This is a genomic window from Glycomyces sp. NPDC021274 (genome assembly GCF_040641195.1).
In the GTDB taxonomy this organism is placed as follows: domain Bacteria; phylum Actinomycetota; class Actinomycetes; order Mycobacteriales; family Micromonosporaceae; genus Glycomyces.
Genome location: NZ_JBFADC010000004.1, coordinates 139,709 through 153,622 on the forward strand (window position 1 = coordinate 139,709; position 13,914 = coordinate 153,622).

The 13,914-nt window shown below is 71.2% G+C and carries 18 protein-coding genes; 4 read left to right on the forward strand and 14 right to left on the reverse strand.

The genetic code is table 11. The features are described 5' to 3' along the window. From AB0I03_RS11525 to AB0I03_RS11565, 9 genes are all read right to left on the reverse strand, one after another. A complete protein-coding gene (locus AB0I03_RS11525) occupies positions 1–909 on the reverse strand; it encodes a hypothetical protein (RefSeq protein WP_360410325.1) in 909 nt (302 codons plus the stop codon). After that, a complete protein-coding gene (locus AB0I03_RS11530) occupies positions 906–1,295 on the reverse strand; it encodes an antibiotic biosynthesis monooxygenase (RefSeq protein ID WP_360410328.1) in 390 nt (129 codons plus the stop codon). The genes AB0I03_RS11525 and AB0I03_RS11530 overlap by 4 nt, the downstream gene beginning before the upstream one ends. A 9-nt stretch (positions 1,296–1,304) precedes the next feature. Continuing rightward, a complete protein-coding gene (locus AB0I03_RS11535; protein ID WP_360411056.1) occupies positions 1,305–1,703 on the reverse strand; it encodes a transcriptional repressor in 399 nt (132 codons plus the stop codon). A gap of 26 nt (positions 1,704–1,729) precedes the next feature. Beyond that, positions 1,730–2,047 (reverse strand): metalloregulator ArsR/SmtB family transcription factor, encoded by a 318-nt coding sequence (locus AB0I03_RS11540; RefSeq protein ID WP_360410331.1) that lies wholly within the window; start codon positions 2,045–2,047, stop codon positions 1,730–1,732. Between the two features lie 62 nt (positions 2,048–2,109). Beyond that, entirely contained in the window at positions 2,110–3,006 is an 897-nt protein-coding gene (locus tag AB0I03_RS11545; protein ID WP_360410334.1) for a metal ABC transporter permease, read from the reverse strand. Continuing rightward, positions 3,003–3,767 (reverse strand): metal ABC transporter ATP-binding protein, encoded by a 765-nt coding sequence (locus AB0I03_RS11550; protein WP_360410338.1) that lies wholly within the window; start codon positions 3,765–3,767, stop codon positions 3,003–3,005. The genes AB0I03_RS11545 and AB0I03_RS11550 overlap by 4 nt, the downstream gene beginning before the upstream one ends. Positions 3,768–3,782: 15 nt before the next feature. After that, positions 3,783–4,850 (reverse strand): zinc ABC transporter substrate-binding protein, encoded by a 1,068-nt coding sequence (locus AB0I03_RS11555; protein ID WP_360410342.1) that lies wholly within the window; start codon positions 4,848–4,850, stop codon positions 3,783–3,785. A gap of 131 nt (positions 4,851–4,981) precedes the next feature. Continuing rightward, complete coding sequence (locus tag AB0I03_RS11560; RefSeq protein ID WP_360410345.1) at positions 4,982–5,689, reverse strand: TIGR03943 family protein; 708 nt, start codon at positions 5,687–5,689, stop codon at positions 4,982–4,984. Further along, entirely contained in the window at positions 5,686–6,699 is a 1,014-nt protein-coding gene (locus AB0I03_RS11565; protein WP_360410348.1) for a permease, read from the reverse strand. The genes AB0I03_RS11560 and AB0I03_RS11565 overlap by 4 nt, the downstream gene beginning before the upstream one ends. Before the next feature lie 92 nt (positions 6,700–6,791). Between AB0I03_RS11565 and AB0I03_RS11570 the strand changes: the two genes are divergently transcribed. Then, positions 6,792–7,643 carry an ion transporter gene (locus tag AB0I03_RS11570; protein ID WP_360410351.1) on the forward strand — a complete coding sequence of 284 codons (852 nt, stop codon included), beginning with the start codon at positions 6,792–6,794 and terminating at the stop codon, positions 7,641–7,643. A 53-nt stretch (positions 7,644–7,696) separates the two neighbouring features. Here AB0I03_RS11570 and AB0I03_RS11575 read toward each other — a convergent pair whose 3' ends face one another. Further along, positions 7,697–8,482 (reverse strand): isoprenyl transferase, encoded by a 786-nt coding sequence (locus tag AB0I03_RS11575; protein ID WP_360410354.1) that lies wholly within the window; start codon positions 8,480–8,482, stop codon positions 7,697–7,699. A 232-nt stretch (positions 8,483–8,714) separates the two neighbouring features. Here AB0I03_RS11575 and AB0I03_RS11580 point away from each other — a divergent pair, with 232 nt between their 5' ends. Then, complete coding sequence (locus AB0I03_RS11580) at positions 8,715–9,470, forward strand: alpha/beta hydrolase (RefSeq protein WP_360410357.1); 756 nt, start codon at positions 8,715–8,717, stop codon at positions 9,468–9,470. A 22-nt stretch (positions 9,471–9,492) separates the two neighbouring features. Here AB0I03_RS11580 and recO read toward each other — a convergent pair whose 3' ends face one another. Then, positions 9,493–10,245: a DNA repair protein RecO gene (gene recO, locus AB0I03_RS11585; protein ID WP_360410360.1), complete on the reverse strand. Its 753-nt coding sequence runs from the start codon at positions 10,243–10,245 to the stop codon at positions 9,493–9,495. 76 nt (positions 10,246–10,321) lie between these two features. Here recO and AB0I03_RS11590 point away from each other — a divergent pair, with 76 nt between their 5' ends. Beyond that, complete coding sequence (locus AB0I03_RS11590) at positions 10,322–10,963, forward strand: MOSC domain-containing protein (protein ID WP_360410363.1); 642 nt, start codon at positions 10,322–10,324, stop codon at positions 10,961–10,963. 88 nt (positions 10,964–11,051) lie between these two features. Here the strand turns inward: AB0I03_RS11590 and AB0I03_RS11595 are convergent, their stop codons facing one another. The 3 genes from AB0I03_RS11595 to AB0I03_RS11605 all read right to left on the reverse strand — a co-directional run bounded on the left by AB0I03_RS11595 (position 11,052) and on the right by AB0I03_RS11605 (position 12,680). After that, positions 11,052–11,501 (reverse strand): hypothetical protein, encoded by a 450-nt coding sequence (locus AB0I03_RS11595; RefSeq protein WP_360410365.1) that lies wholly within the window; start codon positions 11,499–11,501, stop codon positions 11,052–11,054. 82 nt (positions 11,502–11,583) lie between these two features. After that, entirely contained in the window at positions 11,584–12,270 is a 687-nt protein-coding gene (locus tag AB0I03_RS11600; protein WP_360410368.1) for an endonuclease V, read from the reverse strand. 53 nt (positions 12,271–12,323) lie between these two features. Next, positions 12,324–12,680: a hypothetical protein gene (locus tag AB0I03_RS11605; RefSeq protein WP_360410371.1), complete on the reverse strand. Its 357-nt coding sequence runs from the start codon at positions 12,678–12,680 to the stop codon at positions 12,324–12,326. A gap of 141 nt (positions 12,681–12,821) precedes the next feature. On the opposite strand from AB0I03_RS11605, the gene AB0I03_RS11610 reads away from it, so the two are divergent. After that, on the forward strand, positions 12,822–13,898 hold the full coding sequence (locus AB0I03_RS11610; protein WP_360410375.1) for an NAD-dependent epimerase/dehydratase family protein: 1,077 nt from the start codon (positions 12,822–12,824) through the stop codon (positions 13,896–13,898). The last annotated feature ends 16 nt before the right edge of the window (positions 13,899–13,914 follow it).

Consider the following 13,914-nt stretch of genomic DNA (forward strand, 5'->3'; position numbering starts at 1 on the left):
CTAGACGGTCACCGATCTCCAGCCGCACACGCTCGTGTCGAGGCTCTCGGAGGTCTGCTCGACGGGGATGACCAGTTCGATCGCGGAGCCGTCGTCGAACTCGACCGTGACATTGCCGGTGGTGGGGTTCATGGACTGGACCTCGGCGCCCGCGGCGTCCCAGGCGTCCCATTCGTCCGTGTACTCCTCGACCGGGCGCTCGCGGTAGGAGTCGCAGAGCATCGCGTAGGCGGAGTCCCAGTCGTCCTCGGCGATCGCGCCGATGAAGTCCTCGGCAGTGTCCTCGACCTTGTCGGCGATCGAGTTCATGTACACGAACACGGCGGCGAAGACGGCGACGACGACGAGGATGACGCCCAGCGTGCCGCCGCCGATGCCGAGGCCGAGCTTCAGGCCGAAGAACCGGGAGCGCCCGGTCGGCGGGGCCGCGAACGGGACCGGCACGCCGGTGGGCGGCGGCGGGCTCGAAGGAACCGGCGCGGGCTCGACCTCTTTGGTGGTGGGCGGGAGCGCGAGCGTCTGCTCGGTCTCGGGCGAGAGCGCGACGGGCGCGCCCGGTTCGGGCGACACCGGCTCGGGGACGGAGGGTTCGGGCGCCATCGGGATCGGGGGCGCGCCGGACTCGGGTGCGATCTGCGCGGGAGCGGACGGCTCGGCCACGGGCGCGACGGTCGTGTGCGGCTCGGCCTGCAGCGGCTCGCGCGATGGCGACCACTCCGGTTCGGGTGCGGGCGAGGCGGTCTCGGTCGGCAGCGGCGGCGTCGGTTCCAGGGGGATGGGTTCGACCGGGACCGACATCGGCACCGGTTCGGGCGGCGAGGCTTCCGCGGCGGCCGGTTCCTGCGCGGGGGACGCGGCGTCGGGTTCGCGGTGCTGTTCGGGCCCTTCGGGGTTCGGCCGGTCGGTCATCGGGCGGTCTCCCGGCGGGGGCGGTCGTCAGCGGGCCTTGCGGGGTCGGCCGCGCGGTCGGAGCCGGTGCGCCGCGGTTCGCCGCCGGGCTCGCATTCGGCGAGCACCTCGAAGCCGGAGGCCTCTGGCAGGGCGCGGGAGAGGAGCGGAGTGGCCATCTTCACCTGGAAGTCGGAGAGCGCCCGGCGGTAGGAGCCGACGTCGTTCCATTCGGTCCAGAGCATCCAGGTGGCGTCCTCGCCGTCAGTGAAGGAGTCGAGCGCGCGGCCCAGGCCGCCGCGTTCGTAGCCCCCGCAGGAGGCCAGCGCCGCGAGCGCGCCCTCGGCGTCGCGGGCGAAGGCCTCCGTCTCGCCTTCGGTTACGGCGAAACGATATACAACCAGCACGGAGCCACCCTACTGTGCTTTGAACGAGCGTGAGCACTCGGCGCAGAGGCCGTGGAGTTCGAGCGTGTGTCCGACCTCGGTGAAGCCGTGGTCGGCCGCGACCTTGTTGGCCCAGCGCTCGACGGTGGGCCCGGCGACCTCCACGGTCTTGCCGCACGAGCGGCACACGAGATGGTGGTGGTGCTCCTCGGCCGAGCAGAGGCGGTAGAGGTGGTCGCCGCCGGGCAGGCGCATGACGTCGACGATGTCGGCCTCGGCGAAGGCCTGGAGGGTCCGGTAGACGGTGGTGAGACCGATCTTGGACCCGGCCTCGCGGAGGATCGCGTGGACGTCCTGGGCGGAGCGGAACGCGTCGTCGTGCTCGAGCAGTTCGAGGATCGCGGTCCGCTGCTTGGTGGAGCGGGCCATGTTCTCGGCCGGAGGCTTGGTGGCCACTAGCGTTCCTCTCGGGCGTGGTGGACGGCGTCGGTGACGATGTGCGCGATGTGGTCGTCGATGAGCGAATAGGAGATCTCACGGCCCGACCTGGTGCCGCGCACGATACCCGCTCCCCGGAGCACCCGCAAATGCTGGGAGACGAGCGGCTGGGTGACGCCCAGGGTCTCCACGATCTGGTGGACGTACTTCGGCCCGGCGGCCAGCTCCATGACGATCGCGATCCGCAGCGGGGCGGCGAGGGCGCGCAGGAGCTCCCCCGCCGCCTCATAGTCGGCTGGGGTGGATTCTTCGGCTAGCTCGAGCTCGTGGCGCACACTGCAAAAATATCGCGTCCCGGGGCCGTCGGAGGGCCCAGGTGGCGCGGGTCCCGCTCCGGTCATGCGTTCGCGGCGGGCAGTTCGACCTCGAGCGGCTCGCCTTCGGGCGGGAGATGCCCGCGGCGCACGCGCCGGACCCGGCGCACGACGGCGGCCAGGACGGCGGTGACGACGAAGACGGCGACGCCGATGAGCACGATCGTGGAGCCGGGCGGGACGTCCTTCACGGCGGAGGCGACGACGCCCGCGCCGGCGATGAGGAAGCCGGCGGCCATCGCGGCGAACATGGTGGCCTTGAAGGAGCGCGTGAACTGCTGGACGGTGACGACGGGGATGACGAGGAGGGCGCTCACCAGGAGGAGGCCGACCGCGCGCATCGAGACCGAGACGACCACGGCGGTGGTGATGAGGAGCAGCAGGTTGAGCGCGGCGACGGGCAGGCCGGAGACGCGCGCGTACTGCTCGTCGGCGCAGATCGCGGCGAGCCAGGGCCGGAGCACGAGCATGAGGACGGCGACGATCGCGCCGCCGACCGCGATGGTCCAGACCTCGTCCCACCCGGCGGTGAGGAGCGAGCCGAACAGGTACTGCTGGAGGTTCGCGACGCCCTTGTCGGAGGCGATGCCGGTGAGGTAGACGCCGCCGGCGATGCCGCCGTAGAACATCATGGCGAGGGCGACGTCGCCGGAGGTCTTGGAGTGGCTGCGGAGGATCTCCATGACGATCGAGGCGGCGACGGTGACCGCAAGCGTCGTCCACATCGGAGCCGTGCCGGTGAGGAAGCCGATGGCGACGCCGGTGAGGGCGATGTGGCCGAGGCCGTCCCCGATGAGCGCGAGGCGCTTCTGGACGAGGAAGACGCCGACGGCGGGGGCGCAGAGCCCGACGACCAGCGCGCTGATGAGGGCGCGCTGCATGAACTCGAACTGGAAGTAGTCGAGGAGGCCGAGGTTCATTTGCCGCCCCAGAAGGGTTCGTCGGCGCTGTCGCCGTTGGCGTGCGGGTGGGCGTGCTCGTGGTGGGGGTCGGCGTGCTCGCCGACCGGGCGGGGCGGGGCGCCGTCGTGCACGACCTTGCCGTCGGCGAGGACCACGGCGCGGTCGAGCCGGTCGGTGAGCGGGCCGAGCTCGTGGGTGACGAGGAGGACCGCGCACCCGGCGTCGATGCGGTCCGAGACGACCCGCGCGAGCGCGGCCTGCGTCTCGGCGTCGACGCCCACGGTGGGCTCGTCCATGATGAGCAGGTCGGGGTCGGTGGCGAGCGCGCGGGCGATGAGGACGCGCTGCTGCTGGCCGCCGGAGAGGGTGTCGACGGAGCAGTGGGCGTGGTCGGCGAGGCCGACTTCGGCGAGGCTGCGGGGCACGGCGTCGCGGTCGGCGCGGCGCGGGGGCATGCCGAGGAACCGGTGGGCGAGGCGGCCCTGGGAGACGACCTCCGCGGCGGTCGAGGGGACGCCGGAGGCGGCGCCGGTGCGCTGGGGCACGTAGCCGATGCGCTTCCAGGCGCGGAAGCGCTTCTGCGGGGTGCCGAAGAGTTCGATCGATCCGCCGGCGAGCGGCACGAGCCCGGCGACGGCCTTGATGAGCGTGGACTTGCCGGAGCCGTTGGCGCCCATGAGGGCCACGGCCTCTCCGGGCTCGACGGCGAGGTCCACGCCGCGGACGACGGCGCGACCGCCGTAGGAGACGGTCGCACCGCTGACGTTGAGAACGGGCATTGGGCTAATGCTGCCTTATGCCGCGCCCAGAGCCGTCTGCAACGTGGCCAGGTTCTCGCGCATCACAGAGAAGTAGTCGTCGCCGGCGTCGATCTGCTCCTGGGTGAGGCCTTCGAGCGGGTTGAGGACGGCGGTCTCGGCGCCGGTCTCGTCCGCGAGCGTGTCGGCGATGTCGGGCGACACGAGGGTCTCGAAGAAGATCGTGCTGATCTGGTTCGCTTCGACGTAGTGGGCGACCTCGGCCATGTGCTGGGAGTCGGGCTCCTGGTCGGGGCTCAGGCCCGAGATGGCGATCTGGGTGAGGCCGTAGCGGTCGGCGAGGTAGCCGAACGCGGCGTGGGAGGTGACGATCGCGTCGCTGGTGCGGGCGGCGAGGGCGTCGGTGAACTCGGCGTCGAGGGCGGTGAGGTCGGTGTTGAAGGCCTCCGCGCCGGCGGTGTAGTCGGCCTGGTTGGCGTCGTCGATGCCGGCGAGGGCCTCGCCGATGGCGGTGCCGATCTGGCCGTAGCGGATCGGGTCGAGCCAGACGTGGGGGTCGACGCCTTCGAGCTCTTCGTGCTCGTGGTCGTGCTCCTCCTCGGAAGCCGTGGCCTCCTCGGTGGGCGCTTCGGAGGCCGTGGCCTCTTCGGAGTGCTCGTGGTCGTGGCCCTCTTCCGAGTGCTCCTCCTCGGCGTGGTCGTCCTCCGCGGCCTCTTCCTCGATGGCCTGCGTGTAGTCGTACTCGCTGGTCTCGACGGCGGTGAGCACGTCGAGGGACTTGTCGGGGGCGTACTGCTCCACGGCGGCGTCGAGCTCGGGGATGAAGCCTCCGAGGTAGACGACGTAGTCGGCCTGCTCGATCGCGGCGATGTCGGAGGGCGCGAGCTCGAGGTCGTGGGGCTCCTGGCCGGCGGGGGTGAGGTTGGTGACGGCGACGTGGTCGCCGCCGACGCGTTCGGTGGCGAAGGTGAGGGGGTAGAACGCGGTGACGACGTTGAGCTCGCCGTCGGCGGCGGGGTCGTCGGAGCCGGAGCCGCAGGCGGCGAGGGCGGCCGCCGCCGCGAGACCGGCGATGGGCACGAGAATGAATCGGGAACGGCGCATGGAAGCACTCTGCCCAGTCATGACAATCATTGTCAACACCTAATATGTGACCTCGGGACGGGTGCAATCCTCGCGACCTGCGGAAACGTTTCAGCGCTCACCGGATCGGCGACACTCGCCGATGACCGGCATCACTGGTATTCGTTGTCAGGGGTCGGGATGTTCGTCATCGACTCGACCTCGATGTACGGCACCAGCTCGCCGTTGATCTCGTCGCGGCCCTGGCGGGTCGTGTAGACGCCGACGACCTCGACCCACTGGTCCGGCTCCAGATTCGCGGTCACGTCGCCCTCGAAGCCGATCTTGACCGGCCGCGCGTCGGCCGCGCAGCAGGAGACGACCATGCGCGCGAGCTGCGGTTCGTCCCCTTCGTAGAGGATGAAGCCGCGCAGTTGGATGCGGTGGCCCTCGAGGGTCTCGCCCTCGTCGAAGATCGCCCGCGCGGCGTAGTCGAGCAGGGTGAGCGGCACGGGGTCCACGTCGTCGGGCAGCTCGGGGTAGGTCGAGCGGTTCTCCTCGGCGCCGACCACGGTGCCGGTGCGCTCGGCCTCGTAGGAGCCGAGCGCGTCCGGAGCCACGAGCAGCATCCCGACCACGGGCGCGAGCAGCAGCCAGGCGACCTTCGGCTCGCCGTGGCCGTGGCCGTCGTCGGCCTCCCGCTTGGCGCGGAAGGCGTTCCAGCCGGTGATCGCGGCGACCGCGAGGAGGATCACCCCGGCCGGGACGATGAGCCAGAACGCGTACGGCTTCACGTAGTTGAGGTAGTCCCCCGTCCAGGCCAGTCGCAGCATGCCGCCGCCGACCAGGAGCAGGATGATCGCCTGCGCATCGCGTCTCACAGCAGCAGGGCTCCCATCAGGACGGCCGCGAGCACGGCCGCGACGAACGCGGTCGGCGCGAAGCGGAGGGCGAACCGGCGGCCGAACGTCCCGGCCTGCATCGCCGCGAGCTTCACGTCGATGAACGGGCCCACGACCATGAACGCCAGCTTCGCGGTGGGCGAGAACTGGGTCAGCGAGGCGGCCACGAACGCGTCCGACTCCGAGCAGATCGAGACGAGCACCGCCAGGATCGCCAGCGCCAGCACCCCGAGCACGGGGTGGTCGGCGATCGGCTGGAGCCAGGTCTCGGGCACGAGTGTGTTCAAGCTCGCGGCGATGGCCGCGCCGATGACGAGGTAGCCGCCGGCGTGGAGGAAGTCGTGGCGGATCGCCGACCAGAACGCGGCCCATTTGCCGTCGTCGTGGTGGTGGTGCTTGGGCAGCTTGAGCCATTCGGTCTTGCCGAGCCGGGCCCAGAGCCAGCCGATCGTGATCGCGGCGGCGAGGGAGGCGGCGACGCGGGCGAAGACCATCTCCGGGTTGCCGGGGAAGGCGACGATGGTCGAGACGACGACGATCGGGTTGATCGCCGGGGAGGCGAGCATGAAGGTGAACGCGGCGGCGGGGGCGACGCCGCGGCGCACCAGCGCCCCGGCGACGGGCACGGAGGCGCATTCGCAGGCGGGCAGCACGGCCCCGGCGACCCCGGCGACCGGGACGGCGAGGACGGTGCGCTTGGGGACGACCTTGTGGAAGAACCCGGCGGGCACGAACGCCGCGATGGCGGCGGAGAGGACCACGCCGAGGACGAGGAACGGGAAGGCCTGCACGCAGACCGCCACGAACCGGGCGGACCAGGCCTGCGCGGCGGGCGCGGCGAAGAGCTCGGTGAGGCCGGGGCGGGCGGTGAGCCCGAAGATGAGCAGGAGCGCGAGGGCTTCGATCGAGGTCAGACCGCGGCGCCTCGCCGGCGCAGGGGTGGCCGATCTCTCGGCTGGGGTCTCGGTCTCGGCGAGTTCGGCGCTCACGCTGCCATTGTGCGGCATGGCCGCAGGTGAACGAACGCCCGCCCGACCTGACCCACCAGTACGTGAGGGTTCCGCTTTATTACTCTTGGGCGGTGCGCGTTCCCACCCTAGGTACCGACCCCAGCCGCGTCCCGGCCGCCTGCCGGTGGCTGCTGGCGAACCCGCGGTTCCAGATGGTGTCGATGGTGGTGATCCTCGTGAACGCGGCCGCGCTGGGGGCCATGACGTTCCCGCACTCGGCCGAGGTGGCGACGTTCCTGCACTGGGTCGACCACGTGTGCCTGGGGTTCTTCACGTTCGAGGTGCTGGCCGGGCTCCTGTCGTTCGGCCGCCGACCGCTGCGGTTCTTCAAGGACGGCTGGAACGTCTTCGACTTCGTGATCGTGTTCGCGTCGTTCATGCCGGGCCTTCGCGAGAACGTGACGATCCTGCGGATGCTGCGGCTGGCGCGGATCGTGCGGATCTTCCGCTCGCTGCCGTCCCTGCGGGTCCTGCTGGTCGCGGCCGGGAAGTCGCTGCCGAAGTCGGCGGGCGTGTTCGCGCTCACGGGCGTGGTCATGTACCTGTGGGCGATGGTCGGGTGGATCGCGTTCAGCAGCAGCGACCCCGAACATTTCGGCACCGTCGGCAAGGCGCTGCTGAACCTGTTCCAGCTGGTGGCGTTCGACGACATGGGGAACGTCATACGGGGCAGCATGGCCCACAACCCATGGACCCTGCCGTACTACGTGGTGTTCATCCTCTTCGGCGCGTTCGTGCTGGTGAACCTGCTGCTCGGCGTGGTGCTCGCGTCGATGGAGGAGGCGCAGCGCCTCGACGACATCGACGACCAGATCTCGGCCGACACCGCGATCATCCTGGAGCGGATCGACAAACTGCAGGTCACCGTCGACAAGCTCCAGGCGGACCAGGAACGAGGCCGGGGCTTCACCCCGTTCAGGTAGCGGACACCGGGTTCGGCTCGGCTCCGCCGCGGTGCCTTCGCCTCGCCTGTCGTTTACGCCTGCACTGGGTTCGGCTCGGCTCCACCGAAGCGGCGGTCGCGGCTCGCGTAGATCTCGCAGGCGCGCCACAGGTGGCGGCGGTCGAAGTCGGGCCAGAGCACGTCGAGGTACACCATCTCGGCGTACGCGGACTGCCACAGCAGGAAGTTCGAGGTCCGCTGCTCGCCCGAGGGGCGCAGGAACAGGTCGACGTCCGGCAGGTCCGGGTTGTACAGGTACTTCGCGAAGGTCTTCTCGGTGACGCGCTCGGGGTTGAGCCTCCCGGCCTTCACGTCCCGTGCGAGCGCCGCGGCGGCGTCGGCGACCTCGGCGCGGCCGCCGTAGTTCACGCAGAACTGCAGCGTGATCTTGTCATTGCGCTTCGACATCTCCTCTGCCACTTCGAGTTCGCTGATGACGCTCTTCCACAGCTTCGGGCGGCGCCCGGCCCAGCGGATGCGCACGCCCATGGCGTGCAGCTCGTCGCGGCGGCGGTGGATCACGTCGCGGTTGAAGCCCATGAGCCAGCGGACCTCGTCGGGGCTGCGCCGCCAGTTCTCGGTCGAGAAGGCGTACGCGGAGACCGTGGAGATGCCCATCTCGATCGCGCCCTCGATCGTGTCGAAGAGCGAGGCCTCGCCCATGGTGTGGCCCTCGGTGCGCTTGAGGCCGCGCTCCTTTGCCCAGCGGCCGTTGCCGTCCATGACGAGCGCCACGTGCCGGGGCACGAGCTCGCGCGGCAGCGCGGGCGGGACCGCCCCCGAGGGGTGCGGTTTGGGCGGCTCGTACGTGCGGCTCACAGGACCTCCAGGCGGCCAAGTCGTCAGCGGGGGCCTCGATACTAATCCGGCCCGGGCGGCGGACCGGCGCACGCCCGCGCACAACGACGCTCCGCCGCAGTGCTCCCGCCGTCTTGTCGGACCCTCCGGGCACCTTCGAAAACGGGGGCGACCGCGAATCCGCGCCCTGCTCACCTTTCGCCCCGACGCTTTTGCCATGGCGCCTGCCTGTGGCCTCTGTTACGTTCGGGCCGTGGAACCTCTCAATGTCGAGCACGCCGGCCGCACCCTCCGCGGCGTCCTCCACCTCCCCCACCCGAACCCCTCCCCGGCACCCGCCGTCGTCCTCTGCCACGGTCTCGGCGGGAACCGCATCGGCGGCGGCAACGACTTCGTCCTCCTCTCCCGACTGCTCGCCGCTCAGGGCATCGCCTGCTACCGCTTCGACTTCGCCGCGTTCGGCGAGTCCGACGGCGACCCCGCCGACTTCAGCGTCTCCGACCAGGCCTCCCAGCTCAAAGCCGTCCTCGCCCAGCTCGAACGCAACCGCGCCATCAACCCCGACCGGATCTCCGTACTCGGCTACAGCATGGGCGCCCTGGTCGCCGTGCTCGCCGCCGGCGACCTGCCCTTGCGGTCCCTCGCGCTCTGGGCCCCGGCCGGCGGCCGACTCAACCTGCCGTTCTGGGAGAGCGACTGGTTCCGCGACCAGATCCGCGAGCACGGCCGCGCCGACTACAACGGCATCGCGTTCGGCCAGACCTTCCTCGACGACCTCCCGGGCGTCGACCAGTTCGCCGCCGCCCGCCGCCACCTGGGGCCCGTGCTCCTGGCGGGCGGCACCGAGGACGGGCTGATGCGGGACGAACTCATCGACCCCTACCGCGAGGTCTGGGGCGACCGGCTCGAAGAGCACTGGATCGAAGGCATGGGGCACGGATTCGAGACGCTGGCGAACCGCGACAGGATGCTCGAGCTCAGCGTCGCGTTCCTCTTGCGCACCTTGTAGATCCGTCAAGGCGGCGGGCCGGTCAGGACTGGTGCGGCACGTACTTCAGCGTCTTCAAGGGCCGCTCGGAATGCCACTGGAAGTGGGCGGCGATGAGCCCGGCCGCTTCGGAGCGCTGGCGCGGATCGAAGGCCGTCGCGTGCGCCCAGTCGCCCTTCTCCAAGGCGCGCATCAGCTCGAGCGAGGCCGGCTTCGGCACGGTCGCGCCGCCGGGGCGGCAGTCGCCGCAGACCGCGCCGCCGGCCGCGACGGCGAAGGCCCGGTGCTCGCCGCCCTTGCCGCAGCTCGCGCATTCGTCGAGCGAAGGCGCCCACCCGGCGGTCTTCATGCCGCGCAGCAGGTACGAGTCCATGACGAGCACGGCGGGCAGGTCGGTCTCGGCCAGCGCCCGGAACGCGCCGAGCGTGAGCTGGAAGACGTCGAGGTCAGCCTGGTGGTCTTCGGGGACGAGCCGCTCGGCGGCCTCGGCGATCACGCACGCGGCGGTGTACGCGGTCCAGTCCGCGGCGATCGCGCCGCCGGAGAGGTGCAGGCCCACGGCCTGGGTGACGGTGTGCAGCTCGGCGCGGCCCTCGATGAGCTGGAGGTCGACGTGGCTGAAGGGGGAGAGCCGCGCCCCGAACTTGGAGGAGGTGCGGCGCAGGCCCTTGGCCATGGCGCGGTAGCGGCCCCTTTGGCGGCCGAGGAGCGACACGATCGCGTCCGCTTCACCGAGTTTGAAGGTACGCAGAACGACCGCGTCGTCGCGGAACAGCTTCCGAGTGCTCACCCCCACGCCGCAAGCCTAGCCGGAGGGTCCGACACCGCTAATGCGGTTGAGGCCGGGCCGCGGTCCCGTTAGGCTCCCGGCGGTGAAGATCATCAGCGTGAACGTGGGCCGCCCTCGTGAGAACCCGTGGAAGGGCCTCGGCGCCACCTATATCGACAAGCGGCCGGTGGACGGGCCGGTGCAGGTGACCTCGCCCGGCCCGAAGGGGGACGGGTCGGTCGGGCTCGCGGGCGACCGGGTGGGGGACGTGGAGCACCACGGCGGCACCGACCAGGCGGTCTACGTGTACAGCACCGAGGATTACGGGCATTTCAACCAGTTGGTCGGCCGTGATTTCGGGGCGGGCGCGTTCGGGGAGAACCTGACCACGACCGGGTACGACGTGAACGCGGCGCTCATCGGCGAGCGGTGGGCCGGGCCCGGCGGGCTGGTGCTTCAGGTGACCGGAGCGCGGATTCCGTGCGGGACTTTCCGGGGCTGGATCGACGAGCGCGGCTGGTTGAAGACGTTCACGCGCGAGGCCCGGCCGGGTCCGTACCTGCGGGTCGTCGCCCCCGGATTCGTGGAGGCCGGCGCGGATCTGGAGATCGTGCACCGGCCCGATCACGAGGTGACCGCGGCGATGTTCTTCCGGGCCGCGATGGGCGAGCGGGAGCTGGTCCCCCGCATCCTCGAGATCCCGGAGCTGCCGCAGGCCGAGAAGGACTGGTTGAGCGGAATGTGAGCGGCGCCCGGCCGGGCGCCCGGGGCGCGGTGACCGGGCATCCGTCCAGCCGAGTGTGCCCCGGCCTGGCGGCCGGGGCATCGCCGTTCTAGGCGGTCGCGAGGGCGGGCTTGCGGAAGTGGGCGTTCGCGCCCGGGCTGAACATCAGGCCCGTGGCGAGGAGGACGGCGGCGACGTGGAGGAGCCGGACCACGAAGAACGCGAGGGCGAACTCGCCGTCGCCGCCGACGGCTGCGATGAGCGACTCCCCGTTTCCCAGCTGCATCGCGGAGGGCACGACCATCGCGGCGAGGCCGACGACGGAGAGCAGCAGGGCGAGGCTGACGCGGGCCCAGCGGCGGCCGCGGGCGAAGAACGCCACCAGCACGAAGGCGCCGAGGTAGACGACCGAGCGGAGGCCGACGTTCATCCAGACCCCCGCGTCGAGTTCGGAGTCGCGGGCGATCTCGCTGACGGCGAGCACGGTCTCGACGATCCCGGCGGTGATCGCGGTGGCCCACAGGAGCGTGGCGTGCTTGACGGTTTCAGGTGCTTCCATGAACGCAACGCTATGCACCGGGAAGGTCCCGCTCCATCCTGCGAGCGCCCCGGTGCGGGGTGAGGACGGCCCTACCGCGTGGTCATTCGGTCGCGGCGAGTTGCCTGCGGCCCAACTGGTCCGCGGCGCGGATCGGCTCGGGGAGCCGGTACGCCGGGCTGAGTTCGAGCACAAGGTCGCGGGCGCTGGCGAGGGTGCGGCGGTGGCCGACCGAGACGTAGACGGGCTTGACGCCGTTCTGGGTGCGCAGGGCGCAGCCGACGGTCTCGCCGCTCGCGGTGATCGCGGTCCACGCGCCGCGCTCGGGCCCGGGGGCGTCCCAGGGCAGGTGCGGCGGGTTCTTGGCGACGCCGATCGCGGGCGCGTCGAGGACGACGCCGAGGTGGCAGGCGAGGCCGAACCGGCGCGGGTGGGTGAGTCCGTAGCCGTCGCACACGTAGAGGTCGGGGGTCACCGTGAGCGCTTCGATCGCTTTGAGCAGCAACGGGAGTTCCCGGAAAGCGAGGAGCCCGGGCACGTACGGGAAGTCGGAGGTGCCGCGCACGATCGACCGGTCGAGGACTTCGAGGTCGCCGCGGCGCAGGACGACGGCGGTCGCAATGGCGGTGTCGCTGTCCTTGTCGTAGGCGATGTCGAGCCCGGCGACCGTCTCTATAGGAGCGTCGTCGTCGGCGACTGTCACGCATCCGGCCAGTTCGGTCTGGATCGCGACGGCTTCGGATTCGTCTCGGGGCAGGCGGGCATAGGCGGCTCGGGGTTGATCGCTCACGCCGAAAGCCTAACGAAAGGGGTCGATCGGTGCGGAGGGCCTCAGACGCCCGGTCAGAATCCTCGCCCGAACTCGGAGCCGAACTCGTTGTCGCCCTCGTGGTGGAGGTCGCCGTCGGGGTCGAAGTCGGGTTCGAGATCGATCTCGGCGTCAGCGTCCGGGTCGGCGTAGAGACCGGGGTCGAAGTCGTAGGCGTCGCCGTAGTCGAAGTCCTCGTCGCCGAAGTCCTCGGCGTCGGTCTCGAAGCTGCCGTCGCCCTCGGACTCGTAGAGGAAGTGGTAGTCGTCCTCCCCCGCTCCCCCGCCGGCGACGGGCTCGTACGCCGATGCCGGGTCGCCGGGATGCGCCGCCAGGGACGAGAAGAAACCGTCGTCGAACGTCCCGTCCTCGTCGAACAGGTCGTCGGTCATGGCCTCCTCCTCGCTGCGCCTCCGCCTGCCTCCCAGCATATTCGGTGGGTGCGACGTTCGGGCCCGGCCGCACCGCCGCACCCGATCCGCTCAGGGCGAACGGCCCTTGCCCGCCGCCCGGCCAGGGGCCATGCTCAGGTGATGAGCACCGAGAAGAACATCCTCGTCCTCGGCGGGACCGTGTTCCTGTCCGAGGCCATCGCGAAGCACGCCGTCGCGCGCGGGCACCGCGTCCACATCGCTTCGCGCGGCACCACCGGCGAACCGCCGGAAGGGGTCGCGTTCAGCAGACTCGACCGCTCCACCGGGGAGGGCCTCGATGACCTGCGCGGCAGGGAGTTCGACGCAGTCTTCGACGTCGCGCGGGTGCCCGGGCACATCGGCCCGGTGCTCGACGCCCTCGCCGCCCGGGTCGGCCACTGGTCGCTCGTGTCCACGATCTCGGTGTACGCGCGGAACGACGTCGTGAGCGACGAGCTCCACGAGCCGACCGCGCCCGACTCGCTCGACGCCGGCTGGGAGATCTACGGCCCCAGCAAGGTCGCCTGCGAGACCCTCGTGCGCGAGCGCCTGGGCGGCAAGGCCCTCATCACCCGGCCCGGCCTCATCGTCGGCCCCAGGGACCGCAACGACCGCCTCGGCTACTGGCCGCTGCGCTTCGCCGAAGGCGGCGAAGTGCTCGCCCCCGGCACCCCCGAGCGGCGCGTCCAGTGGATCGACGTCGATGACTACGCGGCCTGGCTCCTCGACGCCGCCGACGCGGGCGTCAGCGGCACGATCGACGCCATCGGCGAACCGGTCCCGTTCGGGGACTTCCACAACGGGATCGCCGACGCGCTCATCGCACGCGGCGTCATCGCCGAGCGCCCGAACCTGACATGGGTGCCGCAGGAGTTCCTGGCCGAGCACGGCGTCAACCCGTGGGCCGGGCCCGACTCGCTCGGCATGTGGGTGCCCTCGCCCGACTACGACGGCATGCAGGGCCGCCCCGCCGGCCCCGCCGCGGCCGCGGGGTTCCGGGCCTCGCCCCTGGAGGACACCGTCGGCCGCTGGTGGGACGCGAACGCCGCTGCGCCGCAGCTGAAGGCCGGCCTCACCCGCGAGAAGGAGAGCGCCGTGCTCGCCGCCTGGCACGGCGACCCGGACCGGGTCGTGCGGTACGAAGGCGAGCGTCGCTTCACCGTGCCGGAGGCGGGCAACCGCAAGTACGAAGGCTGAGCACACGGCGACGGCC